This is a genomic window from Halomonas sp. ISL-56, from assembly GCF_018612805.1.
Classification (GTDB): Bacteria; Pseudomonadota; Gammaproteobacteria; order Pseudomonadales; family Halomonadaceae; genus Vreelandella.
The window spans coordinates 62,791-83,692 of the sequence record NZ_JAGGRO010000010.1 but is presented as its reverse complement, the minus strand read 5'-3'; the positions used below and the strand labels follow the sequence as shown (position 1 = coordinate 83,692).

Genomic DNA, 20,902 nt, shown 5'->3' with positions numbered 1-20,902 from the left:
ATGTCTTCGCTTATGTCTTCGCCACCCGCTACTCATTGGACGTTGCCAGACCATGCCGCCGGTGATAATGATATCAGCGTGCTGCCGCGCATCTTTGAAGACGCTATTAATATCGCCATCTTCCAGCGCCCACTGCCCGCCGATATTGCTTTCAGCGCCCAGGCGCAGTGCCAAACGAATCGCGCCTGGCAATATAGTTGGCTTGGCCACCCTGATGAAAGTTTCGTCGCTGACCTGCGCCGTCACCTTCCCGCCCCGGAGGCGGCCACCCCGCTGGTAGAGGATATGGCGACGATCGCCGAAGCGATCGCCTTTCTGTTTGACACCCAGACCGTCGGCATCCGCGTGCGCCTGCTGACGAGCGCCATGTGCCCGCGTTTTCACTGCGATAACCTCCCGGTGCGCATGGTCACCACCTATGTCGGCCCAGGCAGCGAATGGCTGCCAGAGCACGCCATTAACCGTGCCGGGCTAGGCGCGCCGCACCCCGACCGCCCCGACATCGCAACCGACACCAGCGCTATTCAGCGCCTTGCGCCGGGGGATATCGCGTTACTCAAGGGTAGCGGATGGGTGGGCTGCGAAGAGCGGGGGTTAGTGCATAGAAGCCCCACGTTGGATGGCGAAGGTAAGCGGCTGCTGATGAGCATTGATCCCGCTTAGGCGTAGCTATCACGACCTCTGGAAACGATCTCCGACGCATTCGCCTATGTCTTGATCAGTTCAGATCAATATCGCGAGAGCAATGTATGGGTGCCAAAGTATGAATGTAAAAATGGTCAACGCCGATGCTCAACGTGCATCCGCTGATAAAGCATGTGTAGAGCAGCTACTGGCGATGCCCGCCAGCGACTATATGAACGACGAGCAATTGCGGTTTTTCCGGCAGCGACTGCTGGCCGAACGTGGCGAGATTGAAACGCACTTAAGAGAGATGAGGGATGTCATCGCCTCCCGTGAACGCGACAGCGACGAATCGGATCAAGCCTCCTTTGAGGAGGAGCTGCGCTTGGCATTGCGCCAAGCGGATCGCGAGAGCCGTTTGCTCAAAAACATTGAGTCAGCCTTAAAACGTATTGAGAGCGGCGAATACGGCTACTGCGAAGAGACCGGCGAGCCCATTGGGTTACCGCGGTTGATGTTCAGGCCCACCGCCAAACTCTGCATTGAGGCAAAAGAGCGCCAGGAGCAGCAAGAGCACCATTATCGCAAAGCGCGCTGGGAGTAAGCGGTTATGCAGGAAGCGCCATTAATACCGGTCAATCTACTCACAGGCTTCTTAGGCAGCGGCAAAACCACGCTACTCAACCGCTGGGTTCACCAAACCTCCATGCACAACACCCTGGTGGTGATCAATGAGTTTGGTGCCATCGGGCTGGATCACCAACTGATTACCCACAGCGATGAGCAGGCGGTGATCGAAATGAGCAGCGGCTGCTTATGCTGCACCCTGCGGGGCGATTTGAGCCGAACGCTGCAGCAGGCGATGGAAGACTTGGAGGCGCAAAAGAAGCCCTTGCCCTCCCGGGTAGTGATTGAGACCACGGGGCTAGCGGAGCCAACCTCTTTGCTGCAGCTGCTGATGACGGATCACTGGCTGGCGCACCGCTTTAAGCTGGACAGCGTGGTGTGCTGCGTTGATGCCGCCAATGGCTTGGCGACTCTAGGCGCCCACCCGGAGTCGCAACAGCAAATCGCGGTGGCCGACAAACTGCTGATGACCAAAACCGACCTGGCGAGCGAAGAGAGTGTGTCCCAACTGGCGAATCGACTGGCCAAGTTGAACCCGGCGGCAGAGCAGTGGCAGGTGATTAACGGTGAGCTTTCCGCAGATTTGCTGGTGGGGGCAGGGTTACATGGTGGCGACACCAAGGGTTTCCAGGTGGAGGCGTGGCTCAAAGCGGGCAGCTACGCTGTACATCAAGCAGACCCTCATCCGGGCGCTTTTTCCGCACCGCTGAACCGTTCGCCATTGAAGACTCATCAGCCCGGCGCTTCCCCGCACAGCGACGGCATTAATGCCTTCTGCTTTAGCGTTAACGAGCTTATTGAGCCTGACGCCTTGGAAGGCTGGTTGGATGTGTTGATGTCGCTAATGGGCGACAAAATGCTGCGCATTAAAGCCATTGTCCACCTCACTGACCGCGAGACGCCGCTAGCGCTTCACGGCGTGCAGCACATTTTTCACCCGCCCGCGCCGCTGCCCACCAACAGTGTGAGCGACCGGGTATCACGCTTTGTATTTATTACCCAAAACGTGGCGCCTGACACCGTGGCCGAGCTGTACAACTTCTTTAACTCCTCTCAAGAGGTTACAGAATGACCGTTTTAACCTTACCCGATGTCGCCAGCCAAACCACCCGCTTAACGAGTACCTTGACCTGGGTGGGCATGGAGGGCATTGCGCTACCTGTCCAACTGGGCACTCGCAGCGTGACCGCCAAACTGGACGCGGGGGTAAGCCTTGATGATAGCGAAGCGCGTGGTATCCATATGTCGCGGCTCTATTTGGCGCTGGCACCGCTTGAAGACGCACCGCTTACCTTGCCAACGGTGAAGGACATATTGAGCACGTTTTTAACCAGCCAGGAGGGCTTATCCCAGCAGGCGTACTTGACGGTGGAAGGCGAACTGCCGCTCAAGCGGCAAGCCCTGATTAGCCCGCTCGCCGGGTGGAAAAGTTACCCCTTTTCCCTGCGCGGCCAATTAACCCCCGCCGGGTTTCAAGTTGAACTGGGGCTGACGGTGGGCTATTCATCCACCTGCCCCTGCTCGGCGGCTTTGGTGCGGCAGTCTATCCAGCAAGCCTTTGAAGAGGATTTTTCAGAAATCCCGCTAACCCAATCGGCGGTATCGGCATGGCTGGGCAGCGAAGAGGGCATATTAGCCACGCCCCACAGCCAGCGCAGCTTTGTCGAGTGCTCGCTGCGTTTAGCCGAGGGCGAAAACGAGGAGTTACCCATAGCAGATTGGCTAGAGGAGGCGGTAGATCGCATTGAGAAGGCACTAGGCACCGCACTGCAAACCGCAGTGAAACGCATCGACGAGCAGGCGTTTGCCCTCGCCAACGGGCAAAACCTGATGTTCTGCGAAGATGCGGCAAGACGGGTCGATAAAGCCCTGCGGCAAGCGCCGGGAGTCGCCGGGTTTCAGCTTAAGGTGGTGCATGCCGAGAGCCTGCACGCCCACAATGCAGTGGCGCGCAGTGAGTGGCATGGGTAGGTGGGGCGCCGTTAGCCCCACCTTACTAACGCAAAACGTTGGAACGTTGGTAAGAGCGGGAAGGTTTATGGCATGACCAAAACTAAGCCTGCATTCTCAGCTCATGAACGGGGAAGCCGCCCTTTAAAATATGCGTCAAAACATAAACGAGCGGGCGTTCTGATGTTCCGTTAATGCGGAACACCTCGCCTTCAAGAGTGGCACCGTCCTCTAACATGCGATGCAGCATGTCTAGGTGTCCTCTCGGAACATAGCCCAGTTTGCGCCCGTCGCTTTCGAGCCGGATGGCACTAGCATCGAAAGAGTTCTCAGGTTCGGGTACGAATTGAACACGGCCGCCTGTCTGTAAATCGGTTACTTCAAGCTGTGATTCATGACGGAAGCCTGCTATCTCAATCAATACCTCGAAGACCTCAGGTGGATTGTCGAAAGGATGAACAAGTTCAAAACCGTCGTTAGGCAGCTTGGCGCCGCTATAGCCCAGCAAGGCGAAATCACTGATTGAAGTATTAACCGGAAGCGCTCGAAGTTCCAGGTAGCGCCCAAAGTCACGGCGACTGCGTGGCGGTAATCGGCGGGTGAAAGCCTCCAGTACTTGGTGGCTATGCTCCGCTTGCCTCATAGGAAACGCCGGGTAGCCTCGAAAGCCCAGGCGCTTTGCTTCTGCTAGCTCCGGACTGTCTAGGTCATACACCATAACCACTTTATCTTCCCGCTTGACTAGCTCACCCACTAGGAAGCGAGAGCGCTTTTTGCTCTCGCGTGCCTGCCAATAAAGCAGCAGCCTGTGTGGTTCCACTAGGTGTTCGATTAAGCGGGTCATGTCAGTTCTCCAGAGCCTGTAACAGGCGCTCTCTCCTTGTCAGAGTCAAAAACGCTATGAAGTCAGCACGTTGTGGGGTAAAGGGATGCGGGATATCAAAGTAAGTGAAGTAATGCAGGATTTCTCTAAGGTCATCATCGCACCAACGTTGTAAGCATTCTATCAGTATGGGTCGAATGGCAGGGAATTGCTGACAATACTGAGTAATGCCCTGAATAAGCGGCAGGCGTTTTTTGTCGCCTTTGGCCCAGCGCATGTGGTGCTGCCCTCTTTTAAGATAGGCGTTGAACTCATTATGGTCGCGCATCATGCGCTGCATTTTCTGGGGCTGCAACTCATGCCCAAGGCTGGTGCCATTATCAAAATAGGGCGTGTAGCGGGCTGTTGGGCCATTTTCTGCCCAAACCACCCCCCAGTTCTCCTGATGGCGGTCAGTATTGCCAATTAACGCATCGAAACACAGGCAAAGTCCCCAGTATTGTCTCCAGTCAGAAGTAAGCCAACCGCCTCTTTCTAGCACGCAGCTTAACTCGATAATGGTTGTTAAGTTGTGCTGCCTGCCTTTATTTATATCGAACTCTGGGATGAGTCGCTGTAAGTAATCCCCGCCGGCGACATAGCGATCTTCCCTGCTATCGGCATAGCCGATGAACCATTCGTTGACTGTGCCCGGCTCATTTCGAGCAGAGTCAATGGCAACAAAGACTGGAGGTAGCGTAAGCCCCATTAATCTACCGATCTGAAATGCGATCACTTCTGCCCAGTATTGATCGGGATATCGTGGCTCAGAGCTCTTTGCGCTTTTAATAGCTTCCTTGAATAAATAGCGGTGCCCAGGCATACAGCAATCATAAGGGGCTGGGTTGGGACAGACGCGGAGCGATTTGTCACGAGCGCCTACTGGGAAGACGTCATAATCTTCATGGGCATCCCAATCAGTGATGTCTATCACTTGGTCTGGTCGTTGGTGAATGCTTTCACGGTTAATCATGGTGATTTCTACCTAAACTAGAAATAACAAAGTCCTCCCGTAGCCTCCCCGTATTGCAGATCAACTCAGCGGGCCATGATACTTTTAACCCTAAATTAAACACATAATATACAGCCACGAAATACCCTTAGGCACGGCTATGGCGCATCGTTAAAATCGTGCATGCCGAGAGCCTCCACGCTCACGACGCAGTGGCGCGCAGCGAGTGGCATTGGTGAACGTATTGGGGTCGCTTGTTACTAGACGCTAAACGATTATTGGCCTTCCGAGCGGCGCTTGTTTAGGATCAGTAACGAACCTCAATAAAAACTAGCGAGCCGCCCTTATGAAGCCAGAAACCATTGCCCTCCACCATGGCTATTCGCCTGATTCACAAAACGCCGTGGCGGTGCCGATTCATCAAACTACGTCGTTTTCCTTCGATAACGCTCAGCACGCGGCGGATCTGTTTGATCTTAAAGTGGAAGGAAACATCTACTCGCGCATTATGAACCCCACCTGCGCTGTATTGGAGCAGCGGGTAGCCGCGCTGGAAGGCGGTATCGCCGGGCTAGCGGTGGCGTCGGGGATGGCGGCGATCACCTATGCGATCCAGACCATCGCCGAAGCGGGCGATAACATCGTTTCGATCAGCGAGCTGTATGGCGGTACCTACAATCTGTTTGCCCACACCTTGCCACGCCAAGGTATCCAGGTGCGCTTTGCCGATAAAGACGATATTGACGGCATCGAAGCGCTGATCGATGAACGAACCAAGGCGGTTTTCTGCGAAAGTATTGGCAACCCTTCGGGGGGAGTGGTGGATCTGACGAAGCTCGCCGAGGCGGCCCATCGTCATGGGGCGCCGGTGCTTGTGGATAACACCACTGCGACGCCGTTCTTGTGTCGGCCGATTGAGCATGGGGCGGATATTGTCATCCACTCTGCCACCAAATATATCGGCGGCCACGGCACCACCGTGGGCGGTGTGATCGTGGATTCGGGCACCTTCCCCTGGGCCGAGCATGCCAGCCTTTTTCCGCTACTCAACGAGCCTGACATTTCTTACCACGGCGTGAGCTATACCCGTGATGTGGGTGATGCGGCTTTTATTGCTCGCGCCCGGGTGGTGCCGCTACGCAACATGGGGGCTGCTCTCTCTGCTCAAGCGGCCTGGAACCTGCTCCAGGGGTTGGAAACGCTGTCTCTGCGCATCGAGCGTATCTGCGCTAACGCCTTAGCCGTCGCCAAACACCTGGAAAGCCACCCGTTGGTCACCTGGGTGCAGTATGCAGGCTTGGAAAACCATCCCGATCACGCGCTGACCAAGCGTTACATGAACGGCCACGCCTCGGGGATTCTGAGCTTTGGTATTGAAGGTGGCCAGGCCGCCGGCGAGCGCTTCTACGATGCGCTGGCGCTGATCCTGCGTCTGGTCAATATCGGCGATGCCAAAAGCTGCTCCTCCATTCCCGCCTCAACCACACACCGCCAGCTCAACGAGCAGGAGCTGAAAGCCGCGGGCGTTACGCGGGATATGGTGCGCTTATCGATCGGTATTGAGCATATCGACGACCTGCTGGCGGATATTGATCAAGCGCTGGCGGCTTCTCAAGGGTAGTTCTTTTGCTTGTCCCGCCGCCTTATTGCTATGAATGCAACGGCGGCGGGGCTTCTGACACTAATGGTGCGTTAAACGTTTAGCCATCAAACGCTTTTAGACGCCGCCAACGTATACAAAAACTCCAGCCCTAACGTCGCGGCAGCAAGCGAGGTAATGTCGCCGTGATCATAGGCGGGGTTTACTTCCACCACGTCCATACCAACCAGTTCCATACCCACCATGCCACGAATGACTTTCAGCATTAGATCGGTTGACATACCGCCGCATACCGGTGTGCCGGTACCCGGCGCATAGGCCGGGTCGAGCCCGTCGATGTCCAGGCTAATGTAGGCGGGGTGATGTCCTACTTTGGCGCGGATGCGTTCCAGCACGGCTTTCGGCCCGTGATCGTTCACCCAATCCGCATCCAGCACTTCGTAAGGGTGATTGTGGCGGTCGTAGCTGGTGCGAATGCCAATTTGCAGCGAATGCTCCGGCATTACCAACCCCTCTTTAAGAGCGTGGTAAAACATGGTGCCGTGGTCAAAACGCGTGCCTTGCTCGTAGGTATCGGTGTGGGCGTCAAAATGGATCAGCGCCAGCGGGCCGTGCTCTCGGGCGTGGGCGCGCAGCAGCGGCAGGCTGATGTAGTGGTCGCCGCCCAGGGTAAGCATCTTTTTACCCGCTCTTAACCAGCGGTTGGCGTGGGTTTCCAGGTTGTCGACAAGGCTTTCGGGCTCGCCATACGCGTAATCAACGTTGCCTGCATCGCATACTTTGAGCCGCTCTTCCAGGGCAAAGTCCCAGGGCCAGCGTTTGCCTTCCCAGATCAGGTTGGCGGTACTCTGACGAATAGCATTCGGCCCCATGCGGGTGCCCGCACGGCCAGAGCAAGCCAGGTCGAAGGGTACGCCACTCACCACAACGTCGGCGTCGCTTGCCTTGGGATCCGTTGCTTTCTCTACGCCCATAAAGGTAGAGATCATATCGCCATACAGGCTGGGCATAGTTTGAGATAGTGGGTGGGTCACCGGTGTGCTTCTCCTTTCATGCTGAATGATCGCTGATGGGCGAATAAGCGGCAGACAATAAGCAATTTCTGGCGATAAATTAAATGAATGTTTAGAATTTAATCATTCGTGATATGAATAATGAGAAACCATGCGCTCGCTACGCCATTTCGATCTGAATTTGCTGCTGGTATTTGAAGCGCTGATGCGCGAGCGCCACGTTACCCGCGCGGCAGAAAAGCTGCATCTAAGCCAGCCAGCGTTAAGCCATGCACTTAAACGCCTGCGTGAAGCGTTGGATGACCCATTGCTGGTGCGCACCGAAAACGGCATGCAGCCAACCCCACGTGCGCTGGCGCTTTTGCCCGTCGTACAGCAGGCGCTGGGGCAGCTAAGGGAGGGCCTTGCGCCTCCTGCGATGTTTTTGCCTGCCAACAGCAAGCGGCGCTTTACGCTGGCCACCACGGATTACTTTGAAGAGGTAATGTACCCACCCTTTCTTAGCCAGTTGCTGGCCTATGCGCCGGGCATTGGTTTCTCCATTGAGCTGATTACCCCGGATGTGTTGAGTGAGGGGCTGGAACAGCGCCAAATCGATATGGTGGTAGGGTTGGATAGCCAAAGCGAGCTGCCCAGTGGCGTGATTCAGACTCCGTGGATGGATGAGGAACTGGTCTGTTTGGCCGCTACCCATAATGGCCGCGTGGGCGATGGGCTGGATATTGCCCAGTTTGCTCAAGAGCTCCATGTGGAGTTGGCTGACATTAGCGGCCTACGCCCCAGCAACATCGATAGCTGTCTGGTTCAGCACGGCTTAACCCGCCGGGTCATCTCTAAAAACCTCAACTATATCGCTGCGGCGCGGGTGGTGGCGCTAACGGAAGCGATCATGACGCTGCCACGGCAAATGGCCGAGCGCTTTGCCACCATGCTGCCGGTGCGCTTGGTAGAGCCGCCCAAAGAGCTACCCACACTAAAGATGACGCTGATCCAGCATGGGCTGTTTGCCAATGATCCTGCGCTCATCTGGCTAACTCAATTACTGATCGAGTTCGCCGACACATTCCAGCAGCAAGCCTCTTCAGGGGAACGGCGGCCCGCTTGATGATGGGAAGTTGCTTCAATAAAGGCGGATGACTGAGTAGAGTGTTAGCAAAGACGCAGTAAGCGGCATTTAGCTAAACCACAGGCAACCATAATAATGACAGCAATGTATAAACTCCTGATTGCCGACGATCACCCCCTGGTACGTGATGCTATGGCGCGGGTGATCCGTGAAGCTTACGCAGATGCTGAGGTTATCGAGGTGGAAGACTTTGATGCGGCTCTCGCCCATGCCCAGCAAGATCCTGATCTTGACCTGATATTGCTAGATTTAAATATGCCTGGCATGAACGGGTTAACGGGACTTTTACAGCTGCGTAACGAGCACCCTACGATTCCGGTGGTGATTGTTTCTGCGGAAGAGAATAAGCAGATTATTCTTCAGGCGGTCTCTTGTGGTGCGGCGGGGTTTATCCCCAAATCACTGCCCCGTGATCAGATGCGCCACGCCATTGCCCAGGTACTGGAAGGCAATATCTTCCTACCCGCCGATGCTATGCGCGCGCCGGACAGTATTCGTAAGCGGCGCCACCAGGAGCAGGGTTTTACGGCGGAACAGCTGCGCCAACTAACCCGCAAACAACTGCAGGTGTTGGAACACATGACCCGCGGTGAATCTAACAAGATGATTGCCTATCACCTCAATATCGCGGAAACCACGGTGAAAGCCCATGTGTCGGCGATCTTGCGTAAGCTGGGTGTAACCAGCCGCGTACAAGCAATTTTATCGGCCAACGATATCGATTTTTCTCAGTTCCTCAAGCGCTGACTCGCCTCAATCGTTGACGAGATAGTGGCCAGCGCTATCTAACCAGTGGGTTTGCCAGCGACCGTGGGTGTTTATCTGAGTGAGTAAAGCGGTAAGCGCCGGTGAATCGATGCTTTGCTGCCCAAGCCGATGCAGTGGCTGATCGGTGCCTGACAAGAGGCTTTGCCACTGGATAATCAGTGCGGCAAGGGGCGTTTCAGGCTGTGTTAGTGAGAGTTTAAGTGAGTTAGGCACCTCTAGGATATCTTCCGCCGTTTGCCACAGGGCATCGGTGATGGAGAGTAGCTTTTCCCCTACCGGCTCAGCGTCTTCTCTGGTTTGCACCACATAGCCAAGTGAGCAGGGTGTGCCGTCGCCTCTGCGTACCGCCGCCACATACCCCAAGTGATGGTCATACCGTGCCTGCTGAAAAAATGCCGCACTGTGGTGCTGCTCAACCAGCGCTAACAGCCAGCGCTGGGTGGGCGTGCCCGGTAAGCTCAGTGTGCGCATGATGGCTGTGCTGGCCGACTCATTGATAGAAGGCGTCTGCACAGAACGTGTTGCTATGCGGCTAGCCAAATCTGCCAGTGCGTGGCAAACAGCGTTTGCATCTGTTGCATGGGAAACCCATACCGCAGGCGTGGCAGGCAGCGGGGTTAAGCGCTGTAACAACCGCTGAGCCAGAAGCCCTTGGGGGGCAATTGCCGTATTAACATTCGCTTCTTTCAGCAAGGTTTGCATGGCAACGGCCGCTCCCTCACCCACGGTTATCACCCAACTGCCTTGCGCTAGTTGCATGTGCTGGCATATCACGCCTCTGCGGGCGCACCGTTTGGCAGCCAGTGGGGCGGGGAGAAACATTGCGTTGGGAATAAAGCAGGCTGCCCAGGTGGTGTCGGCAAGTGAGGCGAAATCATCGCTGACACCATACTGGCCGCACCAACGCTGTACCTTGGAGGTGGCCGCCAATTTTGCTGTGTCGCCAGCACGCTGGAGCGTTGTTGGCGAGCGATAAACTAGCCAGTGGGGAGCCTGCCAGCGGGCCTTGCTGGGGAAATCTTGTTGAGTCGCGGTATGTGCAGCAAGCCGCCGTGCTAACGCTTGCTGACGCGCATAGACAAACCACGCCGACGCCAGTTGCACGGTACCGGCAGGAGGCTGCCAAACGGTGCGGTGATCAATAGGGGGTGTCGCGAGCAGGACTGCCAGACGTTCGCTGAGGGAATCGGGAAGCACTTCCAGACGTTCCTGCGCCGGGGTACCGGTTAGCGTCAAGCTGAAGGCGTCTGTAGCCCCGGTTGGAGCGGCAGTCGCGTGGTAGTCGATAATCGAGTCAGCTAACTGATCCACTAGGTAGCCTTGGTTTAACGAATCAGCAATGTCGCTAAGGGCGCTAAACTGATGACGTGAAACGGACGAGGGTAGCGGCCACAACAGCTCAACGGCGTTGGCCGTCCCGACCACCTTCGCACGGGGCAGGCTGCCCCAGCGGGGCGTAATGGCAAGCGCCGGAGCGTTGGGCGGTAGCGGGTTAAACAGCGTTGCCATGCGTTGAATAAGGCGGGTCATCGCTTCTGCGGCCTTGGGGCTGATAATCGCAATGCTAACGCGGCCGCCGTGATAGTGGTCACGGTGAAACGTGGTCAGCGCCTCATAAAGCAACCCAGTGTTCTGGCCCAGCGTTTGTGCGTTGCCGTGGCGGCAGCCTGCACCGATATGCTGCGGGACACTGAGCGTGGCGATGGCCGATAGCCGCTGCATTGCCGAACTGTGCTGGCGAGCCTGCCATTCGGCGTCAATGGCGGCGACTTCAGTGCGAATGGTCGGCGACGAGATAGTGGGCGTGGCCAACTGGCTGGCAACAGTGAGAGCCGCCGTTTCTAGGCTATCTGCCGGTATCGAGAAATGCACATCGGTGACGTAGTCGTCGGTGTGGGCGTTCAGGCTGCCCTGGTGCTGGGCAAACCAAGTAAGCAGGCTGGTGTTAGAGGAGGTTGTCAGTGGTGCGGTGGTCAGCACGTGCTCCATTAAGTGGGCCAGGCCTGGCAGGGCGGGCGGCTCATCCAAATAGCCCGCTGCTATAGTAATGCTGACGTGAGCATGGGTTAAGTGGGGCGCGTGGGCCAGCACGCCTTGCACTCCGCTAGGCAGGGAGATACAGGTCTGTGGGAAGCGCAGGTTAGCCATTGAGCAGGCTACGTAGTAGTGCGCGCAGTTTGCCGGGGCGTACCGGCTTGTTTAACTGCGGAACGCCGGCATGGCGTAACCGCCTTTGCCAGTGGTCAGAGCGGTCCGCACTGATAATGGCTGCGGGTAAGTGCGGGTCATGCCAGTGGTGGCGAAGTTGTCGAATGGCCTCCAACCCCGTCACGTTATCGTCTAAGTGCAGGTCGACCAGCAGCATATCCGGCGCCTCCAGGCAGGCTTTGGCGGCCTCCACATCCAGCGCGGTATCGCAACTGATCTGCCATTCACTTAGCAACAGCGCCATGCCTTCAAGAATGGCGGGTTCGTTATCCAGGATCAGTACGCGCACTCCTTCGAACTCGGCGTCAGCAGAAAACGGCGCGCTGGGGGAGGGTGTTTGGCTAAAGGAAATGCCGCTGGCACGGGGCACCCTAACCGCAAAACAGGAGCCTTGGCCGGGGGCAGAGCGCACAGAAAGCGGGTGCTCAAGGCGCTGGCTAATCCGCTCCACAATCGCAAGCCCCAGGCCAACGCCCTGGCGATCGCGCGCGCGGGTGGCGTTGAGTTGATGAAACTCGCGGAAAATAAGCTGGTAGTCGCTTTCGGGAATACCAATACCGCTATCGACGACGTGTATGGCCAGGGTGTGGTCACTGTGGCGTCGCACGCCTAGGCAAATGCCGCCACGCTGGGTATAGCGGCAAGCGTTAGCCAGAAAGTTGCGCACAATACGGCTGAGTAAATGGGGGTCGCTGGTCACCGCCTGATAACAAGGCACATAGCGCAGCGTTAACCCTTTACGTTGCGCCACAGGGGCAAACTCGTCAGCGAGATGGCTAAGAATATCGTCGAGTTTAAAGTGGCGCAGTTGCGGCTGTACTTGGCCGTGATCCAGTTTTGAAATATCCAATAGATCGGAAAGAATCGCTTCGGCGCCTTCCAGCGAGTTTTGCACCCTCTCAACCAGCGCTAGATTATCGCTGTCGTTCAACCGCTCCTGCAGTGAGGCCACCAATAAGCGTGCAGCGTTCATGGGCTGCAGCAGGTCATGGCTAGCGGCGGCCAGGTAGCGGTCTTTGCTGTGGTTGGCAAACTCGGCAGCGTCGCGCGCGCTTCTAAGCTCCTCGTTGAGTCGTTCAAGTGCCTGGGTGCGATCGGCTACCCGGGCTTCCAAGTGGGCGTTGAGTGTTTCCAAGTGCTGACGGGCGCGCTCACGCTCGGTAATATCCGCCACAAAGCCTTCGATCAGGTCTTCGTCTCCGGCAAGTTCGGCGGGCTTTTTGATCAGCGTAATGGCGACGGGAACCTGGCGACCAGAGGCCCCCTGCAGCAAGGTGGTTTGGCCTGTTACGTGCCCTTGAATGAGCAGCAGGTCGCGCAGCTGTTGCCCAGTAGTAGCGTTAACAAACAGCGTGTCAAAGCGCGCACAGCGCTCCAGCGTATGCGCCACGCTAGGGTCGTCCAGCATGGCGGCAAGAGCCGGGTTGGCGGCGCGCAGCTTACCGGAGAGCGATGCCTGAAAAATGCCGTGTAGTGCGTTTTCAAACAGCCATTTATAGCGGTTGCGCTCAACCTCAAGTTCTTCCAAGCGCACTGAAAGCTCGCGATAGTAGCTTTTGCGCGCCGACTGCTGACCCAACCCGAGCAAATCGCTGACCGAAAAGCCCGAGGGATCGTTGGCTTTTTTCATAGCGCCTCTTCGTACACCACCGCTACATCCCGTGAGTTGGAACGGCGCGGGTTGGTCAAAATGCAGGGGTCGCCCAGCGCGTGGTTGGTGAGAAACGGCACGTCGCTGCGTGAGACGCCCATCTTGCCAAGCGTGCCTCCCAGGCCAACCGCATGTTTTAAATCGACTAAATACCGAAACAGCGCTTGTTTGGTCTGCTGCTGTGACAGCCCCCGGCAGTCGATACCGACGGCTTCGGCGACCCGCTTAAAACGCTCGGGGGCGGCTGCGTAGTTATAGGCCACCACATGCTCTAACAGCATAGCGTTGCACAAACCGTGGGGAAGATCTAAGAAGCCGCCCAAACTATGCGACATCGCGTGTACGGCGCCTAAAATCGCGTTTGAGAACGCCAAGCCCGCTTGCATGCTGCCCAGCATTACCTGAGCGCGCAGCTCACCATCGGTGGGGTTCGCCACCAGCGCCTCGAGATGGCTGCTGATCAAGCGCATGGCTTCCAGGGCGTGGGTATCGGTGAGCGGCCCGCTGCCGGTTGAAACGAAGGCTTCAATGGCATGCACTAACGCGTCGACCCCGGTACACGCGGTCAGGTAGGGCGACATGGTCATGGTGACTTCAGGATCGATCAGCGACACATCCGGCACTACGGCCTTGCTGATAATCGAGAATTTCATGCGCCGCTGCTGGTCGGAAATAATCGCAAACTGGGAAATATCCGCCGAGGTGCCCGCCGTTGAAGGAATAAAAATCAGCGGAGGAATCGGCACGCGAATCGTATCAACGCCTTCAAAATCGAGAATGTGCCCGCCGTGGGCCGTGACGATACCAATCCCCTTGGCGCAGTCCATCGGGCTGCCACCGCCTATCGCCACAATCGCCTTGCAGCCGGTTTCACGATAGATTTCGGCACCGGCCATAATCTCATCTACCCGTGGGTTGGGGGATACGGCGGTAAAGCGCTCAACGGCAATGTTGGCTTCCAGCAGTTTGGCTTCAATATCGGCCACCCAACCTGCCAGCAGTACGCCCGGGTCAGAGACCAGAAGTACCTTTTCTGCCCCGAAAGTAGTGACGTAGTTGCCTGCAGCGTGGCGCGCCCCGTCGCCAAAAATAATTTCAGGCGCGACAAACTTACGAAGTTGCGTGAGTGGCGAAGTCATGGGGCGGTCTCGTTTATAATTATTAACCATTATCTTAAGCACCTTAGGAGATTGTTGCGCTACGACCTTGGTGCCGTCGTTAGGGGGCAAGTCATCCTTATTGATAAAAGGCCAGCTCGCGAGCCAGCATGGTTTGGCGCGCCTGAGGGTGGCGAATGCCGTGGCGTTCGTTATCGAACAGCAGTGTTTGCGCCTGGCCTCCCTGCTGCTTGATATGCCGCGCCATGGCGTGGGTCTGCTCCGGTACTACCACGGCATCTTTGCCACCCTGGATAAACAGTGCCCGCAAAGGGCGCTGGCAATGGAGAACTTTATAGGTCGGGCTGCGCTGGGCGAGCAGAGACTCGTCACCGATTAGCCAGCCCAGGTAGCCAGACTCAAAGCGGTGTGTTTTTGCTGATAGCGATAACGCATCGGTTACCCCTTACAGGCTAGTGGCCGCAGCAAACAGTGGCGTAGCGGCCAGGGCATTGAGGGCGGTAAAACCGCCAGCGCTTTGGCCACGGATAAAGCAGCGCGCTGTATCTATCGCAAAGCGTGCGCAGGCGGCGTTAACCAGGGCGATCACATCGTCAGTATCGCTGATGCCCCACTGGCCCGCTAAACACTCGCGGTAGCGGCGGCCAAAGTTGCCGCTGCCGCGTGGGTTAATATCCAGCACATGAAAGCCCTGCTGCTGCCAGTAGGCCACCAGCGGATCGTAAACAGGGTAAGTGGCGGCAGTAGGCCCGCCGTGAACGCGTACAATCAGCGGCGCAGTGTGGTTGGCTGAGGCTGAATAGAAAAAACCATGAACTGTTTCGCCTTCGTTGCCAACGGGGGCTTCCAGCCATTGCGCAATGGCGGAATTTTTGGCTACTAGGCTACCCGCTACGTTATCCACAACGTTACCCGCTAGGCAGCGGTGTGGACAACTTTCGGTAAAACGTATCAGCTGGGCGCCGCTGGTAGCGCTTTGCACTATGGCGTAATCGCCATGTTCTGCCAGCGTGATGCTTACCACGCGACCTGGGGTAGGTAGCAGTGCTTCCACCTGCTCGCCGGAGCGTCGGTAAAGCTGAGCCGCCCCCTGATGGAGTTGGCAGTAAACCTGCCGATTGTCTCGCCAAGCGTGCTGGCGCTCACCTAGCTGCCACGGTGTGGTGATGTGATCCACCGGGGTGCTGCTCAGGCAAATGGGAGTGGCCAGGCTAACCTGCCAGGGTTGCCACCAACCCGCGTGATCGCTCATGCAAATCAGCGCGTTATGGGGGCCAAACTGCGGCTGGCTAATCGCTGCGCCGAAATCCCAGCGCTCAAAGGCTTCAAGCCTACCGTTAGCCGCCACCTGGGCGAGATGCAACTGACTACGCTGCCAGGGCATATGAGGCAGTGACCAGCTCACCCACGCTAGATAGTTACCGTCGTTGCTTAATATCGGCGCGCCGTAGAAGTCGGCGCCTTCTGCCAATACCTGCCGACTGCTGGCAGTGATGGCGATCAGACGCTGACCATGGGTATCTTCCTCTACCGCTAATACACGCTGGCGCTTAGGGTCTGCGCACAGCCCACCGTAGGCTGTTTGTGGCCGCTTCTGCCAGCATTGGCTGGCGCCGTGGTGGTCGAGGTGCATAATGGCCTGGTCATGCTGGCGCACCCATACGACGCCGCCTAGCAGTGGCGTATAGCTGCCGCCGCCGTACTGGTTCACGCGGCTGCCCACAGCGTCCTCTATCAAACATTGCGGCGCCTCGTTGCTGTCAGCCGACCATCGCCAAAGCTGCATGTCGCCCGTTTGCGGGCAGCGAGCCAGCCAGTAAACGGCCTGGGTGTCGCTATGCAGCTCGGCCAGGGTGTCGGTGGGTTCGGCAGCATCTGCCAGAGTAAGCGGCATAGGTGTGTGCTCCTTATTGTGGGGTGCCCCACAGCAGCCGTGCTTCATAGTGAGGATAAAGCTGCATCACGCTACGGGTAAACTCGTATTCAGTGAGCGCAATGGTGTTAAAGGCGTCAGGAATCTCGATGGCCAAGGCATGGTTGGCTCCCAGCCCTTCGCTAGCCACATCACTTAGGCGCTGATCTAGCCATGTGAGGTAGTGAGCGGTTTGCTCTAAAACCGTTTCGGGCGGCGCGCTGGGGCCATGGCCGGGCACGGCGATTCTGGCCTTGAGAGCACGAAGATCGTTAAGTTCTTCCTGCCATTGTTGCAAGCCAGGGCTATGAGCCGTAGCGGCAGCACGTTGGTAGAAGCCCATATCGCCCAAAAACAGCACGTCGGTGGCGTGATCCATAATGACTAGGTCACCCCCGCTGTGGCCGCTCATGGCATATAGCGTGAGTGGGTAGTTTCCCAGCGTTACCTCGCCTGCCTCAATCGTGTCGGGCAGGGCAATATGCGAGCGCGCCAAGCTGCGCCCGGTCAACCGCTCTACGTTATCGATCAGTGCTTCCCGGTCGCGGGCCATCAGCCCACGAGTGCTGGCTAAGGTGAGGTGCTCTGCCTCGCCGAAGGCGGCATTACCGAAAAAGTGATCGGGATGGTGGTGGGTATTCAAAACCCAGCGCACGGGGAGGGAGGTGTGCTGAGCAATCAGTGTTTTTAGTGCTTCGCCAAAGCGTGGGCTGCTGCCGCTGTCGATGAGGATGACGCCGTTGGGTGTGGCAATAAATGCTTGGTTGCCGATATGGCCGCAGTTGCTGGTGGAAAGCTCTTCTCTTAAGCCTTCCACCATCCAGGTGTTCTCTGCAATCGGCTGGGCCGTTAGCGGACGTTCGCAGAACATGACCGGCTGGCTGGCCGCTAGCGGTGTGGTAAGCAGAGCCGCTAGGCTCGCTAAAAAGCGCGTTTTCATGGCTGCAGACCAATAGAGAAGCGGTTGCCGTTGTTGTCCCGGGCGCCAATCACATAGCCTTCCGGAGAGGGGCGCATATGAAGCCCTAGGGTGGGGTTGGTGCTCACCGACGCTTCGATTTCCAGCGCCGCCACTTGCTGACCCTGTTGATCCAGCAGCTCAAACGACTGTACGTAAAAGGCGGGTTGGCTGGGGATTAAGCCGCTGTCCATGGGGTGAGAAAGGCGCACCCGCAGGCGCTGTTCGCTTTCATTGGCAAACAGCCGACCCTGCAGCTCGCCGAAGGTGTTTTCCCAGTCGTTGTCGGCGCCGGCAATACCCGGCGTGGTACAGCCGCCGCCTTCTGCTTCAATGTAGGTGCCGCCCACATGCCAGGTATCCCCCTGTTTCACTGCTACGCGTACCGCAGAGGCTTGTTCCAAGCGAATATTCAACGAAAGCTTGGCTAGGCCATGGCTCATCGGTGAGTAGTGAAACAGGCGGGGAATAGGATTGAGATCCACCCAGGCGATAATGTCGGTTATCGGCTCGCCGCTGGCTTCTAATCCGCTGGCGTCTAGCTCAATGGGCACTTGGCCTGAGTCCTCGGCGAAACTTGGCGCGCGAACGATGACCCGCTCATCAAACACCACGGGGGCGTCGCCCAAAAAGCGCTCGCGGTACACAGGCCACATAAAGGAATTAAGCGGATCCTGCTCAGCTGTGTGCACGGTGGCCAGCGCGGTGGAGGGCCACATAAATATTAGCCAGATAAACGCCGCGAGGAGGGCAGTGAGAGCCGCGACGAGCCGTTGTAACGTGATGATGGGCCTTGGGGTTGCCATAGTGCCTCCCAGCTTAGGGATTACTGTCCGGTAGTTTCTATGCTGACCGTTTCTAACCAGGTGCGGATAGCCCATAACCCTTCTTGGCTGACATAGTCGGACATGCGCGGCATGAGTACACGGCCGTTGCGTTCGGATCCGTTCGTAACCAGCTCTTTGAACCACTCATCGCCCCATGGGCCGTTCTCCAGCTCGCGCAGGTCGGGGGCGATGCCGCCGGATTTCGCTTCCAGGCCGTGGCAAGCGGCGCAGTTGCTGTTGTAAGCGCGGGCGCCAATATCCACGGCTAGATCATGTTGGGGGTGATCACGGTAAGGGTTCTCTTCCCGCCATTCGTCACCTAGACGCTCGAGATCTTTAATATCAACGGCTTGTGGGGTCACGCTACCGTGAGACCACGCTAGCGGTGACGCCAGCAGGGCCACGAGGGCGATAGTACCCGCTTGGCCTATGGGTGTTTTTGTAGAGACTGTTTCTGAGATTGCCGTTGTGATTGTTTTTGAGATTGTTCTTGAGAATGTTTTTGTGATCGTCGTTGTAAGCGTTGTCATGGAATAGCTCCTCAGGGGATCAAGGTGTCGTCACTTGAGTGAGCATAGGCAGGCACACTTGCCGAACCTATAGCACCTTAGGTATCGCTAGCCTCCTCCTTTGGAAGTAGTGCTAATTCAGGATGAGAACGCGACTGGAGGGGTAGATGGGTTTTGGATCTGGGCTTCTAAGCTGAGCTTAGTCTTGCTGACACCACGCAAGCAGCAGCTTGGCCGCTTTGCAGCCATTGCATTGTGATCATTACTCGGATGGAAAACCCATGACATACGCTATCAATAACAACACGTCAGCCCGCAAAATTTCGTGGCCCTTTCGCCTGCGTACTCTCACCGCCGCCGTTGCTTATGCCTCTGCCCTAGGTGTTGGAGGCGTTGCACTGACAGCCCACGCCAGCGAGGTGACCTGGGACGATATTCTCAATGACCATAACACCACTGAAACGGTATTGATGTACGGCATGGGCGTGAAAGCCCAGCGCTACAGCCCGCTTAATCAAATTAATGCAGACAATGTAGAGATGTTGACCCCTGCCTGGTCTCACTCCTTTGGCGATGAAATGCAGCGTGGCCAGGAGTCACAGGCGCTGATCCATGAAGGCGTTATCTATGTTACCGGCTCCTATTCACGTATTTTTGCCATTGATGCGCGTACCGGCCAGCGCCTGTGGTCATACAACCATCGCTTGCCCAGCGATATTCGCCCCTGCTGTGACGTAGTGAACCGCGGTGCGGCCATTTACGGCGACAAGGTGTTCTTCGGGACGCTGGACGCGGGAATTGTGGCGCTAAATAAAGATACCGGTGAAGTAGTGTGGCGCGAACGCTTTGGCGACCACCGCGCGGGCTATACCATGACTGGCGCGCCAACGATTGTAGAAGATAGCGAAACGGGCCGCGTATTGCTGATTCATGGCTCTTCAGGGGATGAATTCGGCATTGTGGGTAAGCTCTATGCCCGTGACCCTGATACCGGTGAAGAGATTTGGATGCGCCCCTTTGTTGAAGGCCATATGGGTCGTTTGAACGGTGAGGAGAGCACCCCGACGGGTGATGCCAGCGCGCCCTCCTGGCCCGATGACCCAGACAGCGAAACCGGCAAAGTACAAGCCTGGAGCCAAGGTGGCGGTGCGCCATGGCAGAGCGCCAGCTTCGACCCTGAAACCAATACGATCATCATTGGCGCGGGAAACCCGGCCCCCTGGAACGGGTGGGCACGTACCTCTGAAGACGGCGACCCGTCTGACTACGACAGCCTCTACACCTCTGGTCAACTGGGTATCGACCCTTCGACCGGTGAAGTGAAGTGGTTCTACCAGCACACGCCCAATGACACCTGGGACTTCTCGGGCAATAACGAGATCGTGCTGTTCGAATACCAAGATGAAAACGGCCAAACGGTCAACGCTGGTGCCCACGCCGACCGTAATGGCTTCTTCTATGTCACTGACCGCACTAACGGCGAGCTCATCAACGCCTTCCCATTTGTCGATAACATCACCTGGGCGACCCATATCGATCTGGAAACCGGTCGCCCGGTTGAGGCTGAAGGCCAGCGTCCACCGCGTTTGGAAGAAGGACAAACCCGCTCTGAACCTGTTGAAGTGTCACCGCCGTTCTTAGGCGGTAAAAACTGGAACCCCATGGCGTATAGCGAAGACACAGGGCTGTTCTACGTGCCCGGTAACCATTGGAAAGAAGATTACTGGACCGAGGAGGTCGAGTACGTGGAAGGCGCCGCTTACTTGGGTATGGGCTTCCGTATTAAGCGTATGTACGACGACCATGTGGGTATTCTGCGCGCCATAGACCCGGTTACCGGCGAGTACGCTTGGGAACATAAAGAGCCTATGCCGCTATGGGCCGGCGTGCTAGCTACCCACGGTGATTTGGTGTTTACCGGTACGGGTGATGGTTACTTCAAAGCATTTCATGCTGAAACCGGGGAAGAGCTTTGGAAGTTCCAGGTCGGCACCGGCATTATTTCACCCCCGGTTACCTGGGAAATGGACGGTGAGCAGTACATCGGTGTCACCGCAGGTTATGGCGGCGCAGTTCCGCTTTGGGGCGGTGACATGGCTGAACTTACGCGACCAATTGCCCAGGGCGGGTCGTTCTGGGTCTTCAAGTTGCCGTCCTTCGTTAAAGATCTGGCTAAACGTTAAGTTATTAACCCCTT

17 protein-coding genes and 1 pseudogene are annotated in these 20,902 nt (G+C 57.0%); 8 read left to right on the top strand and 10 right to left on the bottom strand.

The window, feature by feature from the left end:
* From J7J49_RS07875 to folE2, 4 genes are all read left to right on the top strand, one after another.
* Entirely contained in the window at nt 1–663 is a 663-nt protein-coding gene (locus J7J49_RS07875) for a DUF1826 domain-containing protein (RefSeq protein WP_251048204.1), read from the top strand.
* 100 nt (nt 664–763) lie between these two features.
* Nucleotides 764–1,228, top strand: a complete 465-nt coding sequence (dksA, locus tag J7J49_RS07870) for an RNA polymerase-binding protein DksA (RefSeq protein WP_251048203.1) — start codon at nt 764–766, stop codon at nt 1,226–1,228.
* 6 nt (nt 1,229–1,234) lie between these two features.
* The gene (locus J7J49_RS07865; protein WP_215091575.1) at nt 1,235–2,323 is read left to right on the top strand and encodes a CobW family GTP-binding protein; all 1,089 of its coding nucleotides are present in this window, start codon (nt 1,235–1,237) and stop codon (nt 2,321–2,323) included.
* A complete protein-coding gene (folE2, locus tag J7J49_RS07860) occupies nt 2,320–3,222 on the top strand; it encodes a GTP cyclohydrolase FolE2 (protein WP_215091573.1) in 903 nt (300 codons plus the stop codon). The genes J7J49_RS07865 and folE2 overlap by 4 nt, the downstream gene beginning before the upstream one ends.
* 82 nt (nt 3,223–3,304) lie before the next feature.
* Here the strand turns inward: folE2 and J7J49_RS07855 are convergent, their stop codons facing one another.
* Nucleotides 3,305–4,045: an HIRAN domain-containing protein gene (locus J7J49_RS07855; protein ID WP_215091571.1), complete on the bottom strand. Its 741-nt coding sequence runs from the start codon at nt 4,043–4,045 to the stop codon at nt 3,305–3,307.
* A gap of 1 nt (nt 4,046) precedes the next feature.
* A complete protein-coding gene (locus tag J7J49_RS07850; protein WP_215091569.1) occupies nt 4,047–5,036 on the bottom strand; it encodes a HipA domain-containing protein in 990 nt (329 codons plus the stop codon).
* A 325-nt stretch (nt 5,037–5,361) separates the two neighbouring features.
* Here J7J49_RS07850 and J7J49_RS07845 point away from each other — a divergent pair, with 325 nt between their 5' ends.
* Nucleotides 5,362–6,636 carry an O-acetylhomoserine aminocarboxypropyltransferase/cysteine synthase family protein gene (locus J7J49_RS07845; RefSeq protein WP_215091568.1) on the top strand — a complete coding sequence of 425 codons (1,275 nt, stop codon included), beginning with the start codon at nt 5,362–5,364 and terminating at the stop codon, nt 6,634–6,636.
* A gap of 86 nt (nt 6,637–6,722) precedes the next feature.
* On the opposite strand, the gene speB is transcribed toward J7J49_RS07845, so the two are convergent.
* Nucleotides 6,723–7,625, bottom strand: a complete 903-nt coding sequence (gene speB / locus J7J49_RS07840) for an agmatinase (RefSeq protein ID WP_215091606.1) — start codon at nt 7,623–7,625, stop codon at nt 6,723–6,725.
* A gap of 154 nt (nt 7,626–7,779) precedes the next feature.
* Between speB and J7J49_RS07835 the strand changes: the two genes are divergently transcribed.
* Together J7J49_RS07835 and J7J49_RS07830 are read left to right on the top strand one after the other, a co-directional pair.
* Nucleotides 7,780–8,733: a LysR family transcriptional regulator gene (locus tag J7J49_RS07835; RefSeq protein ID WP_215091566.1), complete on the top strand. Its 954-nt coding sequence runs from the start codon at nt 7,780–7,782 to the stop codon at nt 8,731–8,733.
* A gap of 96 nt (nt 8,734–8,829) precedes the next feature.
* The gene (locus tag J7J49_RS07830; RefSeq protein ID WP_285222417.1) at nt 8,830–9,501 is read left to right on the top strand and encodes a response regulator; all 672 of its coding nucleotides are present in this window, start codon (nt 8,830–8,832) and stop codon (nt 9,499–9,501) included.
* A 6-nt stretch (nt 9,502–9,507) separates the two neighbouring features.
* On the opposite strand, the gene J7J49_RS07825 is transcribed toward J7J49_RS07830, so the two are convergent.
* The 7 genes and pseudogenes from J7J49_RS07825 to pedF form a co-directional block, all read right to left on the bottom strand.
* Nucleotides 9,508–11,670 carry an insulinase family protein gene (locus J7J49_RS07825; RefSeq protein WP_251048202.1) on the bottom strand — a complete coding sequence of 721 codons (2,163 nt, stop codon included), beginning with the start codon at nt 11,668–11,670 and terminating at the stop codon, nt 9,508–9,510.
* Nucleotides 11,663–13,360 carry a PAS domain-containing hybrid sensor histidine kinase/response regulator gene (locus J7J49_RS07820; protein WP_215091564.1) on the bottom strand — a complete coding sequence of 566 codons (1,698 nt, stop codon included), beginning with the start codon at nt 13,358–13,360 and terminating at the stop codon, nt 11,663–11,665. Before J7J49_RS07820 ends, J7J49_RS07825 begins: the two co-directional genes overlap by 8 nt.
* Nucleotides 13,357–14,520, bottom strand: a complete 1,164-nt coding sequence (gene ercA, locus J7J49_RS07815; protein ID WP_215091562.1) for an alcohol dehydrogenase-like regulatory protein ErcA — start codon at nt 14,518–14,520, stop codon at nt 13,357–13,359. Before ercA ends, J7J49_RS07820 begins: the two co-directional genes overlap by 4 nt.
* A 97-nt stretch (nt 14,521–14,617) precedes the next feature.
* Nucleotides 14,618–15,883 (bottom strand): annotated as a pseudogene (locus J7J49_RS22475) (alpha/beta hydrolase family protein).
* 523 nt (nt 15,884–16,406) lie between these two features.
* On the bottom strand, nt 16,407–17,351 hold the full coding sequence (locus tag J7J49_RS07805) for a quinoprotein relay system zinc metallohydrolase 1 (RefSeq protein WP_215091560.1): 945 nt from the start codon (nt 17,349–17,351) through the stop codon (nt 16,407–16,409).
* Nucleotides 17,348–18,175: a quinoprotein dehydrogenase-associated SoxYZ-like carrier gene (locus tag J7J49_RS07800; protein WP_251048201.1), complete on the bottom strand. Its 828-nt coding sequence runs from the start codon at nt 18,173–18,175 to the stop codon at nt 17,348–17,350. The genes J7J49_RS07805 and J7J49_RS07800 overlap by 4 nt, the downstream gene beginning before the upstream one ends.
* Nucleotides 18,176–18,195: 20 nt before the next feature.
* A complete protein-coding gene (gene pedF / locus J7J49_RS07795) occupies nt 18,196–18,600 on the bottom strand; it encodes a cytochrome c-550 PedF (protein ID WP_215091597.1) in 405 nt (134 codons plus the stop codon).
* Nucleotides 18,601–18,986: 386 nt separating this feature from the next.
* Here pedF and J7J49_RS07790 point away from each other — a divergent pair, with 386 nt between their 5' ends.
* On the top strand, nt 18,987–20,888 hold the full coding sequence (locus J7J49_RS07790) for a methanol/ethanol family PQQ-dependent dehydrogenase (protein WP_251048200.1): 1,902 nt from the start codon (nt 18,987–18,989) through the stop codon (nt 20,886–20,888).
* Nucleotides 20,889–20,902: the final 14 nt, after the last annotated feature.